Consider the following 24,470-nt stretch of genomic DNA (forward strand, 5'->3'; position numbering starts at 1 on the left):
CTATTATTCTGGCCTCGGGCTATGCCGAGCTTCCCGATAATGATGGCCTTGACGATTTGCTGCGCCTCGGCAAACCATTTGCTCAGGCTCAGCTTGCCGACGCGATTGATCGTGCTGTCATGAGCACTGCTTTGCAGGGTATGAAATAAGGCAACAATTCACGGGCTCAGCCATGCGGTTGTAGTAAGCCTACCAAGCAGAAGGTGAGCCATTGCTCACGCGCCACCTCGCTTCGCGCGAAAATCGAAGACCGGGATGCCGAGCCTCTTGGCCTTATCAGCGAGATTGTCCTGGATGCCCGTGCCCGGAAACACGATGACCCCGATCGGCATGATGTCGAGCATGGCGTCGTTGCGCTTAAAGGGCGCGGCCTTGGCGTGTTTCGTCCAGTCGGGTGCGAAGCCGATCTGCGGCACCTTGCGATGATCGGCCCAACGCGAGGCGATCAACTCGGCGCCCTTCGGCGACTTGCCGTGCAGCAATACCATGTCCGGGTACTTGGCGTGCACATGGTCGAGCTTGGCCCAGATCAGAGTGTGATCGTTGAACTCGACGCCGCCGGTGAAGGCGATCTTCGGGCCAGGCGGCAGCAGCACCTCCTGCGATGCCCGCCTCTTCGCAGCGAGGAATTCTCGACTGTCGATCATCGCTGAGGTCATCGCCTTGTGGTTGACCATCGAGCCGCTGCGCGGGCGCCAGGGTGAGCCGCAGTGCCGCTCGTAGTGTTCGGCGGCCTGGTCGCGCATCAACTCGAAGGCGTTTTGGCGCTCGATCAGTGTCTGCCCCTCGGCTGTCAGGCGTTCGAGCTCGACGGATTTGATCTCGCCACCATCCTGTTCGCGCTGGCTGCGACGCTGCGCCTGTTCGTTGTCATCGAGCTCGCGTTCGATCCGGCCCGTCGCTCGGTGGAAGATGTTGACGGTCGACCAGAGGAGATCGCCGAGGTCGGGGTCGAGGCGGGTGTCCTGCAGGGCGCCGATCAGGGCGCCGAACATCTCGGCGATGGCGCCGGCGACGTCGTCGCCCTCTGGCATCGGCCGAGGATCGGGTTCGTCCGAGAAGGGACGGTAGCCGTAGAGCTGGAGTTCGGTAAGGACATGCTCGGTCGGGGAAGATGCGTTCGGCTCAAAGTGATCATCGATCATGGGATGCTCCCGTCGGTTGCGACCGCGACCCTCGCGGCCTTCATGGCGACGAAAGCCGGCAGGCGGGCCGGATCAGAACCCGAAGCGAAGCGAAGGGCCGCAGCGAAGCGGAGGATGCCGAAGGCCGGTTCTTTTGCTTCGCGATGCAAAGCCCGAAGCCGGGGCCCCCGCGCGGCTTGCCGCGTGGGGTGGACGGGCGGCGGAAAAGAACCGGCCGCAGGCATTGCCGGTCCGGGCCGCTTGCCGGCCGATCGCCCTCTCGAAGGCCGAGGTCGCGGTTCTCTCCGACATTGCAGCATCCAAGCGAGGCTTGCGACGACAGCTCGGTCAGTTCTCCTACCGGGCTATGCCGCCAATGCCATGAAGCGGGCGCCGTCCTGCGGGGCGAGTTGAACGCGGGTGTTGGCTCCCAGGGCAACGAGGCCGGCCAGGCGGAGATCCTCGTTGAAGTCTCCGTGCGCCGGCGACAGCACGATCGCCTCTATCCCGGCCGCGTTCGCGCGTTCGATCAGGCTGTCACGCGCGCTGTCCCCCGCCGGATCGGCGTCACGCACGATGTAGAGCCGCCTCAACGTGCCGGGAAACAGGATGGCGGAGAGATGCGCAGCTGAGAGCGCCGCAGCCATCGGCATACTGGGCAGAGCGCATCGCAGCGACAGGATCGTCTCGATGCCTTCGCCGGCCGCCATGACCTCGCCGGCGACACCGAACCTGACCGCGTGTCCGAGCAGCTCGCCCATCGCGCGCCTCGGCGTCTCGATAGGCGCCTTGTCCGATCCGTCAGGGCTAAGCCAGGTGCGGTGCGCTCCGGTTAGACGGCCGTCGAGATCAGTGACGGCAGCGATCATCGCCGGCCAGGTCTCGGTCGGCGCATCCCCGTCGGCGCGATAGTAGCAGCGCGGGTGGAAGCGCAGGCTTTCGGTCCCACGCAAATCCGCGATCCCGCGTGCTCGCAGATAGGTCTCCGCGACCGTGCCCGATATCGGCCGCGCCATGGCGAGTAGCCGCCGAGCTGACTCCGGCGATCCGGATGACGTCTTTGCCGAATTCCCCCGAGCCGAAGCATGCTCCGGCTCGGGATGCGGCAGACTGAGAAAGGTCCGGGCCTCGTCAGCGACGTCCCTGAACTCGAGCAGTCCACAGCTCTCGCGAATGACGTCGAGGAGATCGCCATGTTCGCCCGTGGCTGCGTCGGTCCATTTGCCGGCAGCGCCCTTTCCGCTTTTCGGACCGACCAGCCGCACGAACATCGAGCGACCGGGCGTATTGCGGGCATCGCCGACGAGCCAGTAGCGCCCCTGTCGACGCCCGCTTGAGAGATAGTGACGGCACACGGCTTCAGCCTGTCGGCCGAGACGTTGCGCCATGTCGGACGCGTCATACTGAGCCATCACGCTGCCGCCCGCTCACCGACACGCTCGACAGGATAGCGCTCGAGCACCTTGGCCAGGACCCCTGAGCCCGACGAATCCGTCGGCACGAACATGCGCAGCTTCCAGGAGATGATCTCGTGGAAGAGGCCGTAGGCTGACAGGCGATCACGCATGGTGTCGGTGAAACCCGAGAGCTCGATCCGGTTCACGCCCATGACGCGGCTGCGCCGTAGCTGCAGGCCCTCGGTGAGGTCGAGTATGGTCTTGCCGTCGATCAGCGCGGCGAAGGCGTCGCCGGCCGTCAGCGACGGGGCGCCTGTCGACAGCGCGCCAACTGCCCAGGCGGGAGAGACACGACGTCCGACAATGCGCTCGCCCTCATCGGTCTGGAGCCGATAGACCCGCGAGGATTCGTTGGGCAGACGCTTCCAGATCGGCAAGAGCAAGCCGGCGACGATATGGATGGTGCTCTCGGTGAACTCGGGCACATTCGTCAGTTCCGCAGTCCAGGTCTCAGCGAACTCGATTTGGTTCGCCTCGATCCAGTGGCTTGCCGCCATCATCGACAATGAGGCCTGATGCTGCTCCATCGGCCGGATCAAGCGGACCCGCCGTTCTATCTCGCCATCGTCGAGCATCAGCGCAGGCGCCGGTACCTGCACAGCCGCGCGGCCGGAGCGCTCGTTGATCAGCAGCTTGGCGCGGGGATCATCAAGGCGAGCCAAGGCCTCAGCCAGCAAGACTGGCTGGTTGCGCTCGCGCTGCGTGATCGTGAGCAACCGTGTTTCCGCTCCGCTGCCGAGGTGGACATGGATGGTGCGGCGATCGGTGACGACAAAGCTCTCCGCCCGAAGCGTCTCCAGGCCGGCATCGTAGCTGCCGCCAGCGACCGCGCCTTCGATCCTGGCGTTGAGCAACTGCTCGAACGCCGTGAACAGGATGCCCTGAAGGTCGATGGTCAGCGCCAGCAGCCGATTGAGGAAGGTCGTGATTGGCGGCAGCTCATCCTTGAGGCCGCAGGAATCCATCAGCGTCAGGCCGGTGGCATCCTCAAACATCTGGAGCGGGCAGCCCTCAACCTTGCCTCTCACGAGCAAGAGATAAAGCTGTCGCAGGGCATCGCGGGCATACTGGCTTTCGAGATTGTCCTCGGGACGAAACAGGCCTTGCCCGCCAGTCTGACGCTGGCCGCGGGTGATCGCTCCTAGCGTGTCGAGCCGCCGGGCGATGGTCGAGAGGAAGCGCTTCTCCGCTTTTACGTCGGTCGAAATCGGCCGAAACAGCGGCGGCTGCGCCTGGTTGGTCCTGTTGGTCCGACCGAGCCCCTGGATCGCGGCATCGGCCTTCCAACCGGGTTCGAGCAGATAGTGGACGCGCAGCCGCTGGTTCTTCGCCGTCAGCTCGGCGTGGTAGCTCCGGCCCGTACCGCCAGCATCCGAAAAAACCAGAATGCGCTTCTGGTCGTCCATGAAGGCCTGGGCTTCCGCGAGATTGGCGGAAGCCGCACGGTTCTCGACGGCGAGGCGATCGATGCCGCCAGTGCTGGTTTTGCGGACGATGCGACGCGACCGGCCCGTGACCTCGGCGACGATGTCCGTGCCGAAGCGTTGGACGATCTGGTCAAGCGCTCCGGGGACCGGCGGCAAGCTTGCCAGCGTCTCGATCAGGCGATCGCGGCGGGCGACGGCCTCGCGGCACTCGACGGGCTGGCCGTCGCGATAGACCGGGCGCGATGAGAGATTGCCTTCGCTGTCGGTAAAGGGTTCGTAGAGCTGCACCGGGAAGGAATGCTGCAGATAGGAGAGGACATATTCGCGCGGGGTGATGTCGACGCGGACGTCGTTCCATTCCTCGGTCGGGATCTCCGCGAGGCGGTGTTCCATCAGCGCCTCCCCGGTCGAGACGATCTGAATGACGGCGGCATGGCCATCCGTCAGATCCTGCTCGATTGCGCCGATCAGGGTCGGGGTCTTCATGCTGGTGAGCAGATGGCCGAAGAAGCGCTGCTTCGTGCTTTCGAAGGCCGCGCGCGCCGCCGACTTCGCCTGACGGTTCAGCTGGGAGCGGAGCCCGTCGTGGTCGTGATATTCGCCGCCTCCATCGCCGCATTGAGATTGTTATGGATGACGCCGAAGGCCCCGGCATAAGCGTCATAGATCCGGATCTGCTCGGGCGTGAGCTTGTGCTCGAGCAGCTCGTACTGGACGCCGTCATAGGACAGCGACCGGGCGGTATAGAGCCCGAGCGCGCGCAGATCGCGGGCCAGCACCTCCATGGCGGCGACGCCGCCGGCCTCGATCGCCTCGACGAATTCGGCCCGGGTCGCAAAGGGGAAATCCTCGCCACCCCAAAGGCCCAGACGCTGGGCATAGGCGAGATTGTGCACGGTGGTCGCGCCCGTCGCCGAGACATAGACGACGCGGGCATTCGGCAAGGCGTGTTGAAGGCGCAAGCCGGCGCGGCCCTGCTGCGAGGCTGCGACATCACCACGCTCGCCCTTGCCGCCAGCGGCATTCTGCATGGCGTGGCTTTCGTCGAAGATGATCACGCCGTCGAAGTCGCAGCCCAACCAGTCGACGATCTGCCGAACGCGCGAAACCTTGTCGCCGCGCTCGTCGGAGCGCAGTGTGGCATAGGTCGTGAACAGGATGCCCTGATCGAGCCGAATGTCCCTGCCCTGCGGGAACCGCGACAGCGGCGTGACCAGCAGGCGCTCCATGCCGAGCGCCGACCAGTCGCGCTGGGCGTCCTCGATCAGCTTGTCGGATTTAGAGATCCACACCGCCTTGCGGCGGCCTTTCATCCAGTTGTCGAGGATGATGCCGGCGGACTGGCGGCCTTTTCCGGCCCCGGTGCCGTCGCCGAGCATGAACCCACGCCGAAAGCGCACGGCGTTCGCGGCGTCGTCACGCGCAGCAGAGACGACGTCAAAAGTCTCGTCCACCGTCCAGGACCCGGCGAGATAGTCTGCATGGGCTTCGCCGGCATAGATGACAGTCTCAAGCTGGACATCGGACAGGAGCCCGTTGGTGACGATGGCTGCGGGGAGCATCGGCCGGGAGCTCGGCTTTGGCGGTGCAACCGAGGCCATTGCCGCCGATTGCACCAGCTTGGTCGGGTGCGGCCGAGCGCCGGGAATCCGGATGGTCTGGAGGCGATACTCTTCGTAGATCGCGTCCGTGATCCGCCCGCTGTCATCGGGCCTGCAGTCCAGGGTCTCGTAGGCGAGTTCGACCCCTTCCGGTCCTGCGGCGCTGCACGCGGGCGGCTTGACCGCTAGCTGCGGGAGATGGGCCCGCACCAAGCGCGACGTGGTGATCGGCACGATGACGCTCGGCCCACGCCCTGCTTCAGCGATCGGCAGCCGTGCCGGGACGTGCTCACCGATCCAGGAAATCAGGGTGGCGACGTCAGGCGCCATGCCCAGTGATGCCGGAAACTGGCCCGGATCCTCGGCGGGCAACTTGTCGATGACGGTCAATCGCGTGGGAAACGTCGTGCCATGCCTGGCGAACACGGCGCCGTCGATAGCGGCGGTGAACACCACGCGGCCGCGCTGCTGAAACCGGACAAACGACTCGCGCCAGGTCAGTACCTCCGGCGAGACATTCGCGCCGGTGATCGCGACAAGGCGGCCGCCATCTGCGAGACGCGCCAGCGCCGAAGCAATGTGGCAAAGTGCGGTGTCCGCCATGCGGCCCTCGACATGGGCCATCGCCGAGAAGGGCGGGTTCATCAGTACGACGGTAGGGGAGGTGACAGGATCGAGATGATCGTCGATCTGCGCCGCGTCGAAGCGTGTGACGGGAATCCCCGGGAACAGGCGCGACAGCAGCCCGGCCCGGGTCTGGGCCAGTTCATTCAGCGCCAAAACGCCGCCGGAGATCTCCGCCAGGATAGCGAGCAGCCCGGTGCCGGCGGAAGGCTCCAGCACCCGGTCGGCCGGCATGATCGCCGCAGCCGTCAGCGCTGCCAGGCCAAGCGGAACGGGTGTGCTGAACTGCTGGAACGCGTCGCTTTCCAGCGAGCGCCGTGTGTGCGTCGGGAGGAGATCGACGATTCTTTCGAGCATGGGCAGTGCCGCGCCCGGCGAGCCGGCTTTGCGGAACAGCGCCTTGCCGTATCGGCGCAGGAACAGCACCGTTGCAGCCTCGCAGGTGTCATAGGCCGTCTTCCAGTCCCAGGCGCCGGACGCATCGGAGGCGCCGAAGGCGATCTCCATTGCAGTGCGTAAGGTGGCGGCGTCGATGCGCTGGCCGCGTTCGAGATGCGGGAGAAGGATCTGAGCCGCGCCATGAATGGCGGCAGAGGGGTCGATCGCAACCGGCGACCCGGTCGGGATGGGAGCGAATGGCACGGTTGCCACGGCAGATGAGACATTGAGCATGGAGAGGACCTCGGGAGAGCGGAACGGGACGACCGGGCGGCTCTCTCTCGACGAGCCCGGCTCAAACCCCTTCCGGCAGCCCTCTTCCTCTCAAGCGCCCGACAGAGAAAAAGCCCGGCCGCTGGGACGGCCGGGCTTAAGGTTCAGGATGGGGCGCGACCGAGCGGTCGCGCACGGTGTTACTCGGCAGCGATCAGGTGGACGGGGTCGCCGTCCACGGTGGAGCCGTCCTCATCGCCGGCGAGGAATTCCGGCAACGCGGTGGTTTCGCCATCCACCTCGCGTTCCTCGCCGGCTGCACTATCGTTGATGTCTGTGAAGCGCAGCGGCTCGGGCAGCCAACCGCTGTCGGCCAGCAGGCGCTCGGCCTCCTTCGCCATGTCGCCCTTTTTGAGATGGCCTATAAGCTGCGAGGCCTGTTCGCCCTTGGCCTCGCGTACCGCCTCGACGATACGGGGTTTTGTGACGCGGCCGAGATAGTTGCCGACCGTCGGCGTCCAACCGGCCTCGACCATGTCGAGCCCGACAGCCCGCGCCAGCCGATCGGCCTGCGCGATCCTCTGCCGGACACCATGCACTGTCACCGCTCCACCGTAACGGTCGGCCTTCTCGTAGAGCGCGTTCACGCCATAGCTGACGCAATGAGCGAGCAGCGCCATGCGGCTGGCATCGTCGAGCGCCGCGAGCCATTCCCAGAGCGCATCATCATCAGCAGGCAGTTCCGCTTTCCAGGCCTCGTGGCGCTCCGTCACCGCCTTCGCCGAGGGGCTGTCCTTCAACTGGTCCGCCTGGACCGGGAAGAAGACGTGACGGACCGAAGCCTCAAGGCAACCGGACGCCGAGCGGTGCTGGAAGGTGTCGACGACGAGCTTGTGCAGCAGCGCGGTCATCGCGACATGCGGGTTGCCGGCAAGGGCGTCGCGCAGCGCCAGCGTGCGGTGCGCGGTCAGTTCGGTCACTAGGCGATCCGGCAGCGCCCTGATGACGTCGTCCTCGTCCTCCTCGGAAGCGACCGACTGGCCACCGATCGTGATGATGGCGCGTTGCACCGACGGGCTGGCGGGGTCGATTGCGCTGTCGGTCTCCGATCCATCCGCGCCATCGACCGAGACGGGCGGAACATCCTCGGGCCGGACAAACCCGCGCTCGACCGAGAGCAAGCCGTTGGCGTCGATACTGACGAAGGCGCCCGCGATGGCGATATCAGCAGGATTGAACTGCATCGGACGAGACTCGAACGCTGCCAGTGCGGTCTCGATCTCGCCGAGGCGCTGGTCGACCTCCTCGGGCAATTCGTCGACGCCCTCATACTCCGCCTCGAGCGTCGCGAACTCGGCCTTGAGTGCCTCGATCGTCGCCTGCTCCTCCGCTGTGAGATCTAGCGGCGTCCCGGACACCTGATGCAGTCCGCGCGCGACATCGAACGGCAAGCTGACCGCGACCTCGATCCACTTCCAGCCTTCTTCGGCGATCGCTTCGGCCTCGTTCTTGAGCTTCTCCGCCACGAGCCGATCGAGCAGACCTGCATCCTGCAACCAACCGCCATCGTCGGATTGGAACAGGTCGCGCAGGACGATGCCGCCGGCCGCCTCATAGGCGTCGATACCGACGAAGACAGCGCGCTTGTCGCAAGCCCGCACCGTCTTTTCGGTCAGCATGCGGCGGATCTGATAAGGCTCCTTCGACCAAGCATCCTTGATCGCCTCCCAGACCTGCAGTTGACGATCATGGTCGGCGGAAACCGTGAAGGCCATGAGCTGCTCCAACGTCATGCCATCATCGGCATAGACCTCTAGCAGCGCGGGCGAGACCGAGGCCAGACGCAGCCGCTGCTTCACCACTGTGACGGGCACGAAGAATGCCGCGGCGATTGCCTCCTCGGTCATGCCCTTGGCCAGCATGTCCTGGAAGGCGCGGTACTGATCGAGGGGATGAAGCGGCGCGCGCTCGATATTCTCGGCGAGCGACACCTCCTCGGCCAGGATCTCGCTGTCGCGGTCGCGAACCACGCAAGGAACGGGCGCGGTTTTGGCGAGGCGCTTGCCCTTCACCAGCAGTTCGAGCGCCCGGAAACGCCGGCCGCCCGCCGGCACCTCGAACATGCCGGTCTCGACGCCCTCAGCGTCGGTGACGGCCTGGACGCTGAGGCTCTGAATGAGGCCGCGACGGGMGATCGAGGTTGCGAGCTCCTCGATCGAGACGCCGGCCTTGATGCGCCGGACGTTTGCCTGGGAGAGCACGAGCTTGTTGAAGGGGATGTCGCGCGAGGACGACAGGGTGATCTTTTGAACCGTGGCTGCCATTGGGATTGAGCTCCGCGACGGGCCGCCGAGAGCCTCTCTCTCGACCTCCAACCCGTCACGAAATTCCCATTCCTCCTCTTCCTCTCACGGCCTCGACAGGCACAGAACGAACTCGCAGAGGAACCGCCCGTCCGAACGAGCGATCATCAGGCTGCTTCTTGCTGATCGTCTTCCGCGGCGGCGGGGTTGGGCAAGAACCCAAGGAGATAGTCAGCCGCCTTGCTGGCCTGGGAAGCTGCACGCACGATCGCGCGGTTATCCTCGCGCAGCACGTCGAGCCAGGAGCCGATATAATCGGCATGGCGCACCGTCGGAGCGATGCCGAGCGAGGCGCAGCAGAAGGCCGCATTCATCTCGGCGATCAGCTCCTCGAAGGCATATCTTTTCGAGCCGAAGGAGCCGGAGAAATCCCGGTTCAGGCGCGAGGCATGGCCCGTGGCGTGGCCAAGCTCATGCAGGGCGGTTCGATGCCAGTTGATCGGCTCGAAATAGGCCTGGGGCGGCGGGATCTGCACGAAATCCTGGGCCGGCGTATAGAAGGCGCGATTTCCGCCGATGCGAAAGTCGATGCCGGTCGCCTTGATCAGGGACTCAACCCTGGGCTCGATCAGCCCGGGCGGGGGCGGCGGGGCGACGAGCGCGACGTCGTCGGGCAGGCCTTCGCATTGCGCGGCGTTGAAGACGGTGAAGCGTTTGAGGAACGGGATCGCCTGAGCTTCCTCGCCGCTTTCGCGAGCGCGGTTCTTCCCTTCATCGGGCACGAACCGGTCGGCATAGACTACCGTCGTGCCAAGCTCGCCCTTTCTGACATTGCCTCCGAGCGCGAGCGCCTGGCGGAAGGTGAGCCAGCTCTGGCCGGGAAAACCATGCTCGACCACCGAGCCCCAAAGGATCAGGACGTTGATCCCCGAATAGTGGCGACCCGTGGCAGCGTTGTTCGGCATGGCGAGCGACGCCTTCGCAGCCGCCGTACCCCATGGCTGGACCCAGGGCACCCTCCCCGCCTCCAACTCGCTGATAATCTTGTTGGTGATGTCATCGTAAAGGCTCGCCCGGTCGGAACTGGGGCGAGCGCGAGCAGCGGTTCTGGACATCGCGGTTCTCCGCGACGGGCGCCGGAAGACTCTCTCCCGACATCAATCCGTCACGGCTAAACCGTTCGCACTCTCACTCTCATCCCAACCGGGCTTCGGTTCCACATCAAAAGCTTAGGCTTTCTTTTACCATCATGTAGCTCAATCAAGGCTGCCCTCCCTACGGTCAGGCTCCCGTGAATAAACTCAGCTTGGCCCTATCGCTCCAGACGCGGATCACATCGGTCAGCTTGGTGTTCATCGCCGGGTTGATCACGATCGGTCTCGTGACGGCGGAAGGCGATCGCGCTATCGCAGCCCGGTTTGCAGAGCATGAGGAGCTTGGCCGCGTCGGCGCCGCCGTTCGCAAGATCGGAGCGGAGGCCCTCGCGTTGAAGGTGGCCAGCCGTGATTTCAGGTTTCGGCGATCAACCACAGATGGCGACGTCACGCTGAGCCTCCACGCTGTGTTGGCCGATAGCGTTTCGGCGGCCTCGACGAAGCTGACTGCGCAAGGGTTCGGGCCGCAGCTGGCCGAGGTCAGCGGGGACGTCACTGAGATCGGAGCCCGCTTCCGGCCGGTTTCCGGCCGCCTTGCTGCGGGCCTCGAGGGATCGGACGCCTCGCTTCAGCACGCCGGGACCCAGTTGGAAGGTTTGGCCAGGGCTGTCGCGCTGGGCAGCGACGATCCCGGCAGGCTGCGCATGCTGACAGCCGCTTTGGGCTTGCGTCGCGCTGAAGCCGATTTTCGGAACTCGCTGAACAACACGCATCTGGCACAGTGGGAGGTGGAACTTGGTAGAATTGAGAGAGCCATCGCTCTGGCGTCTTTTGACGGCGCCGACCAACGCGACACCGTCGCCGCAGCGCTTCAGTCGTATTCCAAGTCCTTTCCGCAATGGAGCGACAGCGAAAAAAGCTTCGCCGATGAAGCGGAAAAATTGACCGATGCTGTCGATATTCTCACGCCAAAACTTTTTGCCCTCGAGCGGGCGATCGAACCTCGCGAAGCTGCGGCCGCCGGAGAACTGGCTCGCGTCCAAGCGCGAATGAAATTCACTGTTTTCAGCACGATTATTGTCGTTCTGGCGATCGGATCAGCCTTGTCGCTCTTTGTAGCTCGCACGACGTCACGGCCGATCCGGCAACTGCGCGACACCATGTTGAGCCTGGCAAAAGGTGATTCCACTCGGCCTATCCCATCCACCGAACGCGCCGACGAAATCGGCCAGATGGCAAGAGCAGTCCTTGTGTTCAAAGACACCGCCGACGAACGCCTGAAGTTAGCAGGTGCCCATGCCGCAACGCAGGACAATCTTGCGGCGAGGTCAATCATCATCGACAGATTGATCAAGCGTTTTGATGACAGCGCACGCACGGTCCTGCTGAACGTGGAAAGCGTTGCCAAGGAGCTATCGGCTGCGTCTGTTGAGCTCGAGGGCTGCTCATCAAGTGTGCTCGACCAAGCCGATGCGGCGGGCGAATCGTCGAAGTCAGCCGGCCTACATATCGCGGGCGTCGCTTCCGCTTCGGATCAGCTAAGAGACTGTTTGAGAATGGGTTGATGCGGCCGCTGCGGCGTGATTCAAGCTTGGGATGTGGACTCGAGCGAGCCGTGGCCGGATGGCTGGATTTGAGAAGCGCGCGAAGCGCTACCCGACTGATCTGACGGATGAGGAGTGGCGCTTCATCGCGCCGTTTCTGCCGCCAGTGCCGAAGCGCGGACGCAAGCCGACGACCGACCTTCGCGAGGTGCTCGACGCCCTGCGCTATCTCGCTCGGACCGGTGGCGGCTGGCGGATGTTGCCGAATGATTTTCCACCCTGGCAGACAGTCTACTGGTGGTTCCGGCGCTTCGTTCGTCGTCTGCTGTTCAGGACGATCCATGACGTCGCGCTGATGCTCGATCGCGAGCGTGAGAGCCGGGAGCAGAGCCCGACCGCAGCCGTGGTCGACAGCCAGTCGATCAAGGCGCCGGCGGCGGAAAAGCGCGGGTTCGACGCCGGCAAGAAGATAGTCGGCCGCAAGCGCCATATCGCCGTCGATACCGATGGCAGGCTGCTCATGGTCAACCTCACCACCGYCGATATCTCCGACAGCGCCGGCGCCCAATCCATCGTCGCCGCCATCCGCAAACGCTGGCCCTGGCTCAAGCATTTGTTTGCCGACGGCGCCTATGATCGCACCCGCCTCATGGACGCCGCCGCCTATCGCGACTTCGTCATCGAGATCGTCCGCCGCACCGACAAGGAACCTGGCTTCAAGGTGCTGCCAAGGCGATGGGTGGTTGAGCGCACCTTCGGCTGGATGACCCGTTGGAAGCGCCTCGTCCGAGACTACGAACAGCGCCTCGATGTCTCCGAGGCCATGATCCATATCGCGCTCGGAAGCCTCATGCTGCGGCGGATCGTCCATCCGTGAGCATTCTCAAACGGACTCTGAGTCATGCCAGGGCTGTGGAAGTACCGCTTAGCGATTGTTTCGGCAGTGTGGAGCGGGTTCAGAAACTCAAGAAAGCGGCTGAACATTGGTTAGCTCCCATAGCCGTAAGGACGACGTTCGCATGCGGAGTGAGCTTCTGCAAAGGGTCGGGAGCGGAAGTCAGGGCCGAATTCTCTTACCGAATCCTGCGTGATCGATCCGATTGCGCCTTGTCATGAGACAGCCGTGGGCGGCCACGCTAGCCTTCCGCGATCATTCGGGGAGCCCGGCCATGTCGCAGACCACCATCCGCCCGCTCGCGGCATCCGACCGCGCTGCCTGGAACCCGCTCTGGCAGGGCTATCTGACGTTTTACAAAGCCTCGCTCGCGCCCGAAATCCATGACGAGACCTTCGCGCGGCTGACCGGCGGCGCCGAACCGATGGGCGGCTTCATCGCCGAGCGCGACGGCAAGGCGATCGGCATCGTGCATTGGGTGATACACCGCTCGACCTGGAACATCAGGAACATCTGCTACCTGCAGGACCTGTTTACCGCTCCCGACGCACGCGGCACCGGCGCGGGCCGTCTGCTGATCGAGGCCGTGCGGATGATGGCGCAGGAGAAGGGCTGCTTTCGCGTCTACTGGCAGACCCATGAAACCAACCTGCAAGGACAGGCGCTCTACGACAAGGTCGCCGACAAATCGGGCTTCATCGTGTACCGGCAGCCGCTGGGCTGAGGGCGCGGAACGATGCGATCGGCAAAGTCCGATCCCGATCCGTCGCCGAGCCTCGCGGGCCGGGTCAGAGCGTGCTGCTTTTCCCGGAACCACCGCTTCATCCTGGACAAGCCGCGCAGCGGCGCAGATCCGGGATCCATCATAGGGCGCTGTCGTGTCCTATGATGGATCCCGGGCCGAGCTACGCTCGCCCAGGATGACGGGAGTGGTTCCGTGCTGAAGCAGCAAGCGCTAGTTGCGCTGCTCGATCGCAGTTTCGGAGGCGTTGCAAGTCCCGTTCGACTGGTGCTGCAGACGAAATCTGGCGCGCTGCTCGAATTTGACACCCAGCATGGGAATGCATTCGCGTTGCTCGGACGGCGAGTAAAACCTGAAGCTCGGCTTCGGGGTCGGCGTTCCGTCGACGGCGCCGAGATAGCGCCATTCGGAAGGATGGCCGTTCTTGGGGGTCGTCGAGCGCGCGTCTTCGAAAACGTCGGTACTGGTTGGTCTGAAGGCGACAATGCCGGCCTTGGGAGTCAAGACGATGAGCCAGTTCTCGGGCGTCAGATAAAAGCTGGCGCGGCTGGACGCGAGCTCGGCCCAGCCGCTCGCGACGGTTTCCTGCCCGCTGCCCGAAATGATGCCGATCTTGCTGAAGGGCCGACCCTGCTCGCAGCACCACCATTCGAGGCGAGCCTTCGTCGCGACGCCGGCGATCTCGAAATCCGTCTTGCCGAGAATTGCAGGCACCGAAGCGTAGTACGCCCCGACAATGACACCACCTACCGCACAAAGCCCGGTCAAGCTGGCGACTATTGGTGATCCGAACATCTGGCAAGCGTCCGCGATCTCGTCGTTTGAAACAACCGCTTAACCGTCAGGCTGGACCGCGTCAAAAATCAGGCGTCACCGCAAGAGGCGCCTCGAACCGGGCTTCACCGCCCCGGCTTGAACGGCGCCATGCCCGCCCGCGCCAGTTCGTCGGCACGCTCGTTCATTTCGTTGCCTGCGTGGCCCTTGACCCATTTCCACTCGATCTTGTGGCGGCCGAGCGCGGCATCGAGGCGCTTCCAGAGCTCCTCGTTCTTCACAGGCTTCCTGTCGGCGGTCTTCCAGCCATTGCGCTTCCAGCCATGGATCCACGCCGTGATGCCCTGGCGCAGATACTGGCTGTCGGTGTGAACAGCCACCGTGCAGGGCCGCGTCAGCGTCTCCAGCGCCGAAATCGCTCCCATCAGCTCCATGCGATTATTGGTGGTCATCGCCTCGCCGCCGGACAGTTCGCGCTGTGTGCCCTTGTAGGACAGGATCGCGCCCCAGCCGCCGGGGCCGGGGTTCCCGGAGCACGCACCGTCGGTCCAGACTTCGATCACGTCGCTCATGGCCAGCCCCGGCTATTGTCTTTCGCGCGAATGGGGCAAGCCCCAAGCGCGCCTGGGCCAGGGTTCCCGGAGCACGCACCGTCGGTCCAGACTTCGATCACGTCGCTCATGGCAGGCCCCTTCCGCGGAGACACAGCGCGGGGAACCCCTCTCCTGTAAGGAGAGGGGCAGGGGTGAGGTGACGGCCCCAAGACCAGTGATCTGCAGCTACGTGGCAGCGGAGCGCGCCGCACCCGTTTCGGCGCCGTCCGGCCCTCACCCCTGCCCCTCTCCCACTCGGGAGAGGGGTTCCCCGCGTTTCATTCCGATGGGTTACGGCCATTATCGTTTCAGCCCGTAGTCGTGCGCGTCCCTGACGCGCTGGTGGAAGACGAGCTTGCGGTCGTATTCCAGCGGATCATGCGGCTTCACCAGCGCGCCCGCCGGTACGTTCAGCCAGTCGACCAGCCGGGTCAGCAGGAAGCGCAGCGCCGAGCCGCGGCAAAGCTGCGGCAGGGCGTCGACCTCGGCGGGCGTCAGCGGCCGCACGCTCTCATAGCCCGCCAGCAGGGCCTGCCCCTTGGTGAGGTTGAACGAGGAATCGGCCTCGAAGCACCAGGAGTTCAGGCAGATGGCGAGGTCGTAGGCGAAGGCGTCGGTGCAGGCGAAATAGAAGTCGATCAGCCCCGACAACCGATCCTTGAGGAAGAAGACGTTGTTGGGAAAGAGATCGGCGTGGATGACGCCGCTCGGCAGGCCCTGCGGCCAGGACGCCTCATGCACCGCGATCTCGGCCATGACGCGCCGGCTCAGGCCGGGCGAGACGGTATCGGCGGCGCCGCCCGCCCGCTCCGCCAGCGGCCGCCAGTCGGGCACCGTCAGCGAGTTGACCCGCTCCATGGCGAAATCGGCGCCGGCCTGATGCAGCAGCGCCAGGCCGCGTCCGACGCCTGCGCAATGGGCGACATTGGGCCGGCGCACCGAGAGCCCGTCGAGAAAGGTGACGATCGCGGCGGGGCGTCCGGCGAGCCGCCCAACCGTCTGGCCGTCCAGCATCCTGACCGGCTGCGGGCAGATCAGCCCGCGTCCGGCGAGATGCTCCATCAGCCCGATGAAGAAGGGCAGGTCGGCGGCGTCGACGCGCTCCTCATAGAGCGTCAGGATGAAGAAGGCCTGCGTGGTGTGGAGCAGGAAGTTCGAGTTCGAGACGCCCTCGGCGATGCCCTTGACCGAGAGCAGGTCGCCAATGCCATAGCGCGCCACGAAGGCGGCCATCTCGTCGTCTGGAACTTCGGTATAGACGGCCAAGGCTGTTCTCGATCACTCGGCTGCGGCGGGCGCGTCACGCAATTCGCGCGGCAGCGGGAAGAACACGCTCTCGTCGGCGGTCGAGACCGTCTCGACGCGGACCTCGTAGCGCTCGGCAAAAGCGTCGATGATCTCCTCGACCAGCACCTCGGGCGCACTCGCGCCGGCCGTCAGGCCAAGGCTGCGGATGTTGCCGAAGACCGACCAGTCGATCTCGTCGGTGCGCAGGACGAGGCGGGCGGCCGGGCAGCCGGCGCGCTCGGCCACCTCGCGCAGGCGCTGAGAATTGGACGAGTTGGGCGAGCCGACCACGATCAGGCCCTCGACATGGGGCGCGACGCGCTTGACCGCCTCCTGCCGGTTGGTCGTGGCGTAGCAGATGTCTTCCTTGTGCGGCGCGATCAGCGCCGGAAAGCGCCGCTGCAGGGCCTCGACGATCTCGCGTGTATCGTCGACCGAGAGCGTCGTCTGCGTGACATAGGCCAGCGCCTGGTCCGCAGGTGGGCTCAGCGTCGCGACATCGTCGAGCGTCTCGATCAGCGTGATCGCGCCTTGCGGCAACTGCCCCATGGTGCCGATCACCTCGGGATGGCCGGCGTGGCCGACGAGCAGGATGTGACGCCCGCGCTTGTGGTGGACCTCGGCCTCGCGATGGACCTTGGTCACCAGCGGGCAGGTCGCGTCGATGGCGAAGAGGTTGCGCTGGCCAGCTTCCGTCGGCACCGATTTGGCCACGCCATGAGCGGAGAAGATCACCGGCCGCGACGAATCGGGCACCTGCGACAGCTCGGAGACGAAGACCGCGCCTTTCCGCTTCAGAGACTCGACCACGTATTTGTTGTGCACGATCTCGTGGCGGACATAGACCGGCGCGCCGTGCAGGGTCAGCGCCTTCTCGACCGCGTCGATGGCGCGCACGACGCCCGCGCAAAAGCCGCGCGGCGCGCAAAGCAGAATGTCGAGCGGCGGCTTGCCCAAGGCGGTCGGGACCTTCCAGAAACAAGCCGCCTTCATTCGGCGCGATGCTGGCGATGTCAAGGAATGCCCGCCGCATACGAGCCGGAATTGACATTACATTACCACTTGGTTAAGTATTTGATCGGCAGGAACGTAGACCCTGCCCCCGGCCAACGAGGGAGCTCACGCCATGACGATCCATGTTTCCGCCTTCCGCTGGGTGCCGCCCTTCGCGCAGGGCCATGTCCGCGACCTGCGCGTGCGCTGGGCGCTGGAGGAGGCCGGCCTGCCTTACGAGGCGACACTGCTCGGCCGCGACGACCAGGCTTCGCAGGATTATCGCGCCTGGCAGCCTTTCGGGCAGGTGCCGGCCTATCGCGACGGCGAGGTCGAGATGTTCGAGTCGGGCGCGATCGTGCTTTATCTCTCGCGCAAATCCGTGGCGCTGGCGCCCGAGGACGAGGCCGGCCGGGCCCGGGTGGCGACCTGGATCCTGGCCGCGCTGAACTCGATCGAGCCGCATGTCGCGGGCTTCGCCAGCACCGACATCTTCCACAAGGGCGAGGCCTGGACGATCGAACGCCGTCCGCAGATCGTCGAGATGGTGACCAAGCGCCTGCAGTCCCTGAATCAGTGGCTTGGCAGCAAGGATTATCTCGACGGCCGCTTCAGCGCCGGCGACCTGATCATGGCCTGCGTGCTGCGCGATGTCCCCGACGAGATCATAACGCGCTTTCCGGCGCTGACGGCCTATCGTGAGCGCTGCCTGGCGCGGCCGGCCTTCGCGCGTGCGCTGGAGGCGCAGATGCAGCCCTTCCGCGAGAACGCGCCGGCCTGAGCTCAGGACGCAGCGCACGCTTGCAGGCCATTGTGGCCGCGCTGCCCTCGCAGGATCGACGGCGACCGCCTAGATTGGGCGCGTCGGCCTCTGGACGCCGGCGCTTCCAGCCGATGAGCGCTCCATGGCAGACGTATCCCACACCAGCTATCTGCCGCCGATCCTGACCTTCTGCGCCGGCGCCGTGATCGCGGTGCCGCTGTTCCGGCGGATCGGGCTGTCGGCGGTGCTGGGCTATCTCGCGGCCGGCGTCGTCATCGGCCCCTCGGTGCTCGGCGTGATCAAGGATCCCGACGCGATCCGCGGCACGGCCGAGATCGGCGTCGTGCTGCTGCTGTTTCTGGTTGGGCTCGAATTGCAGCCGGCGCGGCTTTATTCGATGCGCAAGGACATTCTGGGCGCGGGCCTGTCGCAGATGGCGCTGAGCGCCGGCATCATCGGCGGGATCGGCTGGTGGTTCGGGCTGTCGGTTGGCGGCGCGATCGCGGTCGGGCTGTCTTTGGCCCTGTCGGCGACGTCCATCGCGCTGCAATTGCTGGAGGAGCGCGGCGACGGCAACGAGCCCTATGGCCGGCGCACCTTCTCGATCCTGCTGTTCCAGGACATCTCGATCGCGCCGGCGCTGGCCTTCCTGCCGCTGCTGGCGACGACGACGGAGGCCAGGCCCGGCGGGGCTGGACAGGCGATGGCGAGCCTCGGCATCGCATTCGCCGCCATCGCGATCATCGTGCTGGCGGGCCGTTATGTGCTGAACCCGTTCTTCCGCATCCTCGCCAAGAGCGGCGCCAAGGAGGTGATGACGGCGGCCGCGCTGTTCATCGTGCTCGGCGCCGCCCTGCTGATGGAGCATGTCGGGCTCTCCATGGCGATGGGCGCGTTCCTGGCGGGCGTGCTGCTGGCGGATTCGCATTTCCGCCATGAGCTGGAAGCCGATATCGAGCCCTTCCGCGGCGTGCTGCTCGGCCTGTTCTTCATGGCCGTCGGCATGTCGCTCGATCTGCAGCTCGTGCTCGACAACTGGCTGCTGCTGGCGCTGGCCGCGCCGCTTTTGGTGCTGTTCAAGATCGTCGTCGCGGGCTCGATCCTGCGCGCCTCCTGCTCCTCGCTGACGGAGGCCGTGCGCGCCGGCGCGCTGCTTTCGCCCGCCGGCGAATTCGCCTTCGTGCTGCTGCCGCTCGGGATTTCGCTTGGCCTGCTCGACGAGCGGCAGGGCGCGATCGCGACCGCGCTGGCGGCGCTCTCGATGCTGATCGGCCCCGTCGTCGCCAAGCTGATCGACATCTGGCTGCTGGCGCGGATCGAGCCGGAGACGATCGAGGAGGATTTCACCGACGTGGGCAAGGCCTCGGTCGTCGTGGTCGGCTTCGGCCGCTTCGGCCAGATCGTGACGCAGGCGCTGCTGCTCCAGCATGTCGACGTGACGATCATCGATTCAGATGTCGAGCGCATCCGCTCGGCCGCGAAATTCGGCTTCAAGATCTATTATGGCGATGGCACCAGGCTCGACGTGCTGCGCGCGGCCGGCGTCGGCAAGGCCCGCGTGCTCTGCGTCTGCATCGACGACAAGGACGCGGCGCTGCGCATCGTCGAGATGGCCAAGGCCGAGTTCCCCAATGTCCGGCTGAACGTGCGCGCCTATGACCGCATCCACGCCATCGACCTGATGAAGGCCGGCGTCGACTACCAGATGCGCGAGACCTTCGAATCGGCGCTCGGCTTCGGCCGCGTCACGCTGGAGGGGCTGGGCCTCAACTATGACGAGGCGAGCCTCGTCATCGACCATGTCCGCGACCGCGACGCGCAGCGCATGGAGATACAGTTCACCGAGGGCATTGCGGCTGCGCTGAACAAGGTGCCGCGCGTCACGCCCGAGCCGCTGGTCCAGCCCAAAGGCAAGTCGAAGGCGCTCACGCAGGAGACGCAGGAGGTCATCGAGGACGGCGGAGCCGAAGTCGCGGTCGGCGGCGTCGGCGAGCCCGAGCGGTGAACGCTCCCGCCGGAACGCCACGGGCGGTCTTCGTCACCGGCTCGCTGATGCGCCATGTCGCGGTGATGACCGCGACGGCCTCTGTCGGGCTGATGGCGATCTTCGTCGTCGACCTGCTGTCGCTGCTCTACGTCTCCTGGCTCGGGCGGCCGGAAGCGACGGCGGGTGTCGGTTACGCCACGATCGTTCTCTACCTGATGGTCTCGATCAATATCGGCTTGATGATCGCGGTCGGCGCCTTGACGGCGCGCGCGCTGGGAAGCGGCGACCGCGTCGGTGCGCGCCGCATGGCCGGCTCGACCATCGCGCTGATGGCGATCGCGGCGGTGGCTCTGACCCTGATCGTCCTGCCCTGCCTGCCGGTGCTGCTGCGGGCGCTGGGCGCGCATGACGAATCCTATGCGGTCGCGCTGTCCTTCCTGTGGATCGTCTTGCCATCCAACGTGTTGATGGCGGTCGGCATGGGCTTCTCGGGCGTGCTGCGCGCCGTCGGCGACGCAAGGCGGGCCATGTTCGTGACGCTGGCCGGGGGGCTGGCGACGGCGGTGATGGATCCGCTCTTCATTTTCGGCTTCGGCCTTGGCCCGGACGGCGCGGCCGTCGCCATCGTGCTGTCACGCATCATCATCGCGAGCGTCGGCTTCCATGGCGCGGTCAAGGTCCACGATATGGTCGCGCGGCCGTCGTCGGCGGCATTGGGCATGGATACCGCCGCCACGATGGCGATCGCCGGGCCAGCGATCCTGACCAATCTCTCGACGCCGATCGCCAACGCCGTCTTTGCCGGTGTGATGGCGCGCTTCGGCGACGCCGCGATCGCGGGGCTCGCGATCATCGACCGTCTGGTGCCTGTCGCCTTTGGCGTGTTGTTTGCGCTGTCGGGCGCGATCGGGCCGATTCTCGGCCAGAACTGGGGCGCAGGCCGCTTCGACCGGATGCGCAAGGGTTTCACCGACGCGGCGATCTTCGCCATCGCCTGCGTTGTCGTCGCCTGGATCGCGCTGCTGCTGCTGCGCGGGCCGATCGTCACGGCTTTCGGCGCAACCGGCCTGACGGCGGAGCTGGTGCAGTTCTTCTGCCTGATCGCCGGGCCGATGTGGATCTTCGTCGGTCTGCTCTTCGTCGCCAATGCCGCCTTCAACAATCTGGGCATGCCGATCCTCTCGACGCTGTTCAGCTGGGGCCGCGCCACACTGGGCACCGTGCCGCTGTCCCTGCTCGGCGCGCATTACTGGGGGCCGAAGGGCGCGCTCGCGGGCTCGGCGCTCGGGGCCGTCCTGTTCGGCGTGGTCGCGCTCGCCTTCGCCTATCGCGGCATCGCCGGGCTCGAGCGCAAGGCCGGCGCCAGCGACGCGCTTGCCTCGAGGTCCCGCGCTGCTATCGTCCCTGCTCAGGCGGCAGCAGACCATGAGCGCGCCGGAGGCTAAAGCCATGATGAACCTGTTCGAGATGATGCAGAACGCCCAGAACGGGCAGGCGATGCAGAATATCGCCAAGGCATACGGGCTCACGCCGCAGCAGACCCAGAGCGCCATGGACGCGCTGCTGCCGGCCTTCTCGATGGGGCTGCAGCGCCAGACGCAGGACCCTTACGCCTTCGGCAACCTCGCCCAGATGATGACGGCCTCGCCCTTCGCGAAGATGTTCGAGACGCCGGCGGCCGGCATTCCGAGCCAGGCGACGCCGATGGGCAACGATGTGCTGAGCCAGCTCTTCGGCTCGAAGGAGGTCAGCAACGCGGTCGCGGCCCAGGCCGCAGCGACCAGCGGCGTCGGGCAGGCGATCCTCAAGCAGATGCTGCCGATCATCGCCTCGATGGTGATGGGCGGCCTTTTCAAATCGGCCAGCAGCCAGGGCATGGGCGGGATTTTCGGCCAGATCGGCGACATGATGCGCGGGCAGATGCCGGGCGCGCAGCCAGCGCCCTCGCCAATGCCGCAAAACCCGTCGAGCCCGCTCGACGTTATCCTCGGCGGCCTGTTCGGCAATTCCCAGGCGCCGATGCCCGGCCAGGCGCCGGGCGGCGGCCCCTTCGGCGGCGGCCAGATGCCGGGCGGGCAGACCGGCATGGAGCAGATGGGCGGCGGCATCCTCGGCCAGATCCTGACCGGCATGCTGGGCGGCGGGCAGCAGGCCGAGCCGCCGCAAAGCGCGCCGCAACAGCGCCGCCGGCCCGAGCCGGAGCCCGAGGACGAACCGGCAGACACCCCGTCATCGGCGCAGACCGGGCCGGGCTCGATCGGGCTCGACGCGCTGAACCAGATGTTCGAACACGGCCGGCAGGTGCAGGACAGCCATCAGGACGCGCTGAAGTCGATCTTCGAGGGCATGTTCGGCGGCCAGAACCGGCGCTGAAGCCAACGCCGCACGGAAACGACAAAGGGCGGGCGCCTGCGCGCCCGCCCTTTTGCCGAGACAGCCAGAGTCCGTTCAGGCGACGCGACGTTCCTGCCAGTCCTGCTCACCGCGCGCCATCGCCGCCGAGAGACCGCGTAACTCCCCGGCATCGCCACCGGTGCGGAAGCTTGCGACCAGTTCGTTCAGGCGTGTGATCTGTCCGCTGAGCTGGGTCGCGCTGGCGGCGCTTTCCTCGGCCAAAGCTGCATTCTGCTGGGTCATCTCGTCCATATGGGCGACGGTCTGGCTCATCTCGTCGATGCCGTTGGCCTGTTCCGCGGACGCGGCAGAGATGTCGGAGACGGTGGCCGAGACCTTGCGCGAGGCCTCGACGATGCGCTCCAGCACCTCGCCGGCCGAACGCACGAGGCCGACACCCTGCGCCACCTCCACGCCCGATTCGGTGATCAGCGCCGTGATGTCCTTGGCGGCCTCCGATGAGCGCTGGGCGAGCGTGCGGACCTCCGAGGCGACGACCGCGAACCCCTTGCCGGCATCGCCGGCGCGGGCCGCTTCCACCGCAGCGTTCAGCGCCAGCAGGTTGGTCTGGAAGGCGATCTCGTCGATGACCGAGGTGATATCGGAAATCTTCTTCGAGGCGGCCTCGATCCGCGTCATCGCGGCAACCGCGTCGCCGACGATCGCGCCACCCTTGCGGGCGACGTTCATGGCCTCATCCGCCAGCGCCACGGCCTGCCGCGAGGCATTGGCCGAGGCCTTCACCGACGCTGCGAGCTCCTCGGTCGTCGCCGCCGTCTCTTCGAGTGACGAGGCCTGCTCCTCCGTCCGCTTCGACAGGTCGTCGGCGCCCATATTGATCTCGCGCGCCGCGTTGCCGACGTCGCCGGTGGTCGACTGGATCGTCATGACCGTCTGCGAGAGATGGCTGACCGCCGCGTTGAAGTCGTCGCGCAGCTTCTCGTAGGCGGAGGCCACCTGCGCGTCGATGCGATAGGTCAAATCGCCCTGCGAGAGCAGGTCGAGCCCCTCTGCGAGCAGGCCCATGACCTGGCCCTGCTCGTGGGCAAGGCGCGCCTGCTCCTGCGCATTGGCGGCGCGCTCGCCCTCGATCTGGTGACGCTGCACCTCGGACGCCTCGCGACCCTGGGCCGTCTCGGCTTCGAGCCGCCGCACGGCCAGGCCGTTGTCCTTGAAGATCTGGACAGCGCGCGCCATCGCGCCGATCTCGTCCTTGCGGGCCTGGCCGTCGATGGCGACGTCGTAATTGCCCGACGCAAGATCGCCCATGCGCAGCTTCAATCCGCCGAGCGGGCGGGTGATCGTGCGGGTCGACAGCAGCATCGCGCCGGCGAGCCCGAGCAGCATGCCGAGCGCCGTCAGCAGGAGCATCAGCTGGTGCAGGCTTCGGCCCTCCGCGTCGAGCGCGTCGGAATGGGCCTGCGTGTCGTTCTTGATCTCGTTGTTGAGCTTGCTGGCGTCGGCGACGATCGCGCTGATCGAGATATCGAGCTGCGACATCACCGAGAGCGCGGCGAGGTCCTCGTCCTTGGCCGCCTGCTTGACGATATCGTCGATCTGACCTTTCAGGGCGACGAAGCGCCGGGACAATGCGTCGAAATCGGCGGCGCGGACGGGAAAGCTGATCTTGGCGTTCATCAGCTGCATCTGCGCGCCGCTATAGGACTGCTCGACCGCCTTGAGCGCCGTGTCGAGCTGCTTCATGTATTCGGGATAGGCGATCGCCTTGTAGAGATCGCGCAGGATGTCGCTCATCGTGCGGGTCGCCTCTGCCGAATCGAGGATCGCCGCCGAGCGCTGGTAGATCAGGTCCGAATAGGTCTTCTGGATCCGCCCATACTCCATGCCGCCATAGACCGCCGTCGCCCCGCTGATCGCGCCGATGATGACCAGCGGCATGGCGATCTTGGTCCGGATCGAGAGATCCTGGAGGCGAAGGGAAAACCGCATCGTCGATATCCTCGTGCAGGGCCGGCCCGCGCCGCTGCGCATGCCTCATGAAGCGGGAGAATCGTCGAATTTGGTGAATTTTGGGTTAGGCCTTTCGGACTAGTCCGAGAATTTCCCGGCAAACGAGCACCGAACGGGGCGGTTTTACCGAACCTGTTTGTTCCAGCGCCTCGTTTCAGCGCGAAAGGAGCGGAATCGCTTCATGCAATCCCACCCGCCAGACATGAAAAAGGGCGGAAGCACGAAGCCTCCGCCCGCAGGAACTCG

The 24,470-nt window shown here is 65.8% G+C and carries 16 protein-coding genes and 1 pseudogene; 7 read left to right on the plus strand and 10 right to left on the minus strand.

The window, feature by feature from the left end:
• Positions 1-215 precede the first annotated feature (215 nt).
• The 5 genes and pseudogenes from AC1DZY_RS05980 to AC1DZY_RS06000 form a co-directional block, all read right to left on the minus strand.
• Positions 216-1,145, minus strand: coding sequence for a DUF2493 domain-containing protein (locus AC1DZY_RS05980; protein WP_476819171.1), 930 nt, complete (start codon positions 1,143-1,145; stop codon positions 216-218).
• A gap of 344 nt (positions 1,146-1,489) precedes the next feature.
• On the minus strand, positions 1,490-2,536 hold the full coding sequence (locus AC1DZY_RS05985; protein ID WP_476819172.1) for a DUF7146 domain-containing protein: 1,047 nt from the start codon (positions 2,534-2,536) through the stop codon (positions 1,490-1,492).
• Positions 2,536-6,905, minus strand: a pseudogene (locus tag AC1DZY_RS05990) (strawberry notch-like NTP hydrolase domain-containing protein). The gene AC1DZY_RS05985 and the pseudogene AC1DZY_RS05990 overlap by 1 nt, the downstream one beginning before the upstream one ends.
• Positions 6,906-7,084: 179 nt before the next feature.
• The gene (locus AC1DZY_RS05995) at positions 7,085-9,208 is read right to left on the minus strand and encodes a ParB/RepB/Spo0J family partition protein (RefSeq protein WP_476819173.1); all 2,124 of its coding nucleotides are present in this window, start codon (positions 9,206-9,208) and stop codon (positions 7,085-7,087) included.
• Positions 9,209-9,354: 146 nt separating this feature from the next.
• Positions 9,355-10,302, minus strand: coding sequence for an ArdC family protein (locus AC1DZY_RS06000; RefSeq protein WP_476819174.1), 948 nt, complete (start codon positions 10,300-10,302; stop codon positions 9,355-9,357).
• Between the two features lie 176 nt (positions 10,303-10,478).
• On the opposite strand from AC1DZY_RS06000, the gene AC1DZY_RS06005 reads away from it, so the two are divergent.
• From AC1DZY_RS06005 to AC1DZY_RS06015, 3 genes are all read left to right on the plus strand, one after another.
• On the plus strand, positions 10,479-11,846 hold the full coding sequence (locus AC1DZY_RS06005) for a HAMP domain-containing protein (protein WP_476819175.1): 1,368 nt from the start codon (positions 10,479-10,481) through the stop codon (positions 11,844-11,846).
• Between the two features lie 31 nt (positions 11,847-11,877).
• Complete coding sequence (locus AC1DZY_RS06010) at positions 11,878-12,702, plus strand: IS5 family transposase (protein ID WP_476819176.1); 825 nt, start codon at positions 11,878-11,880, stop codon at positions 12,700-12,702.
• 292 nt (positions 12,703-12,994) lie between these two features.
• The gene (locus tag AC1DZY_RS06015) at positions 12,995-13,444 is read left to right on the plus strand and encodes an N-acetyltransferase family protein (protein WP_476819177.1); all 450 of its coding nucleotides are present in this window, start codon (positions 12,995-12,997) and stop codon (positions 13,442-13,444) included.
• A gap of 231 nt (positions 13,445-13,675) precedes the next feature.
• On the opposite strand, the gene AC1DZY_RS06020 is transcribed toward AC1DZY_RS06015, so the two are convergent.
• The 4 genes from AC1DZY_RS06020 to ispH all read right to left on the minus strand — a co-directional run bounded on the left by AC1DZY_RS06020 (position 13,676) and on the right by ispH (position 17,109).
• The gene (locus tag AC1DZY_RS06020; RefSeq protein WP_476819178.1) at positions 13,676-14,257 is read right to left on the minus strand and encodes a hypothetical protein; all 582 of its coding nucleotides are present in this window, start codon (positions 14,255-14,257) and stop codon (positions 13,676-13,678) included.
• A gap of 104 nt (positions 14,258-14,361) precedes the next feature.
• Positions 14,362-14,808, minus strand: a complete 447-nt coding sequence (rnhA, locus tag AC1DZY_RS06025; protein ID WP_476819179.1) for a ribonuclease HI — start codon at positions 14,806-14,808, stop codon at positions 14,362-14,364.
• A gap of 321 nt (positions 14,809-15,129) precedes the next feature.
• Positions 15,130-16,095: a homoserine kinase gene (locus tag AC1DZY_RS06030; protein ID WP_476819180.1), complete on the minus strand. Its 966-nt coding sequence runs from the start codon at positions 16,093-16,095 to the stop codon at positions 15,130-15,132.
• 12 nt (positions 16,096-16,107) lie between these two features.
• Complete coding sequence (gene ispH / locus AC1DZY_RS06035; RefSeq protein WP_476819181.1) at positions 16,108-17,109, minus strand: 4-hydroxy-3-methylbut-2-enyl diphosphate reductase; 1,002 nt, start codon at positions 17,107-17,109, stop codon at positions 16,108-16,110.
• Between the two features lie 133 nt (positions 17,110-17,242).
• Between ispH and AC1DZY_RS06040 the strand changes: the two genes are divergently transcribed.
• The 4 genes from AC1DZY_RS06040 to AC1DZY_RS06055 all read left to right on the plus strand — a co-directional run bounded on the left by AC1DZY_RS06040 (position 17,243) and on the right by AC1DZY_RS06055 (position 22,232).
• A complete protein-coding gene (locus tag AC1DZY_RS06040; protein ID WP_476819182.1) occupies positions 17,243-17,890 on the plus strand; it encodes a glutathione S-transferase family protein in 648 nt (215 codons plus the stop codon).
• A gap of 124 nt (positions 17,891-18,014) precedes the next feature.
• Complete coding sequence (locus tag AC1DZY_RS06045; RefSeq protein WP_476819183.1) at positions 18,015-19,877, plus strand: monovalent cation:proton antiporter-2 (CPA2) family protein; 1,863 nt, start codon at positions 18,015-18,017, stop codon at positions 19,875-19,877.
• Positions 19,874-21,304, plus strand: coding sequence for an MATE family efflux transporter (locus tag AC1DZY_RS06050; protein ID WP_476819184.1), 1,431 nt, complete (start codon positions 19,874-19,876; stop codon positions 21,302-21,304). The genes AC1DZY_RS06045 and AC1DZY_RS06050 overlap by 4 nt, the downstream gene beginning before the upstream one ends.
• Positions 21,285-22,232 (plus strand): DUF937 domain-containing protein, encoded by a 948-nt coding sequence (locus AC1DZY_RS06055; RefSeq protein WP_476819185.1) that lies wholly within the window; start codon positions 21,285-21,287, stop codon positions 22,230-22,232. Before AC1DZY_RS06050 ends, AC1DZY_RS06055 begins: the two co-directional genes overlap by 20 nt.
• A gap of 75 nt (positions 22,233-22,307) precedes the next feature.
• On the opposite strand, the gene AC1DZY_RS06060 is transcribed toward AC1DZY_RS06055, so the two are convergent.
• Positions 22,308-24,203: a methyl-accepting chemotaxis protein gene (locus AC1DZY_RS06060; RefSeq protein ID WP_476819186.1), complete on the minus strand. Its 1,896-nt coding sequence runs from the start codon at positions 24,201-24,203 to the stop codon at positions 22,308-22,310.
• Between the last annotated feature and the right edge of the window lie 267 nt (positions 24,204-24,470).

The organism is Allobosea sp. P2_A10 (assembly GCF_056405115.1).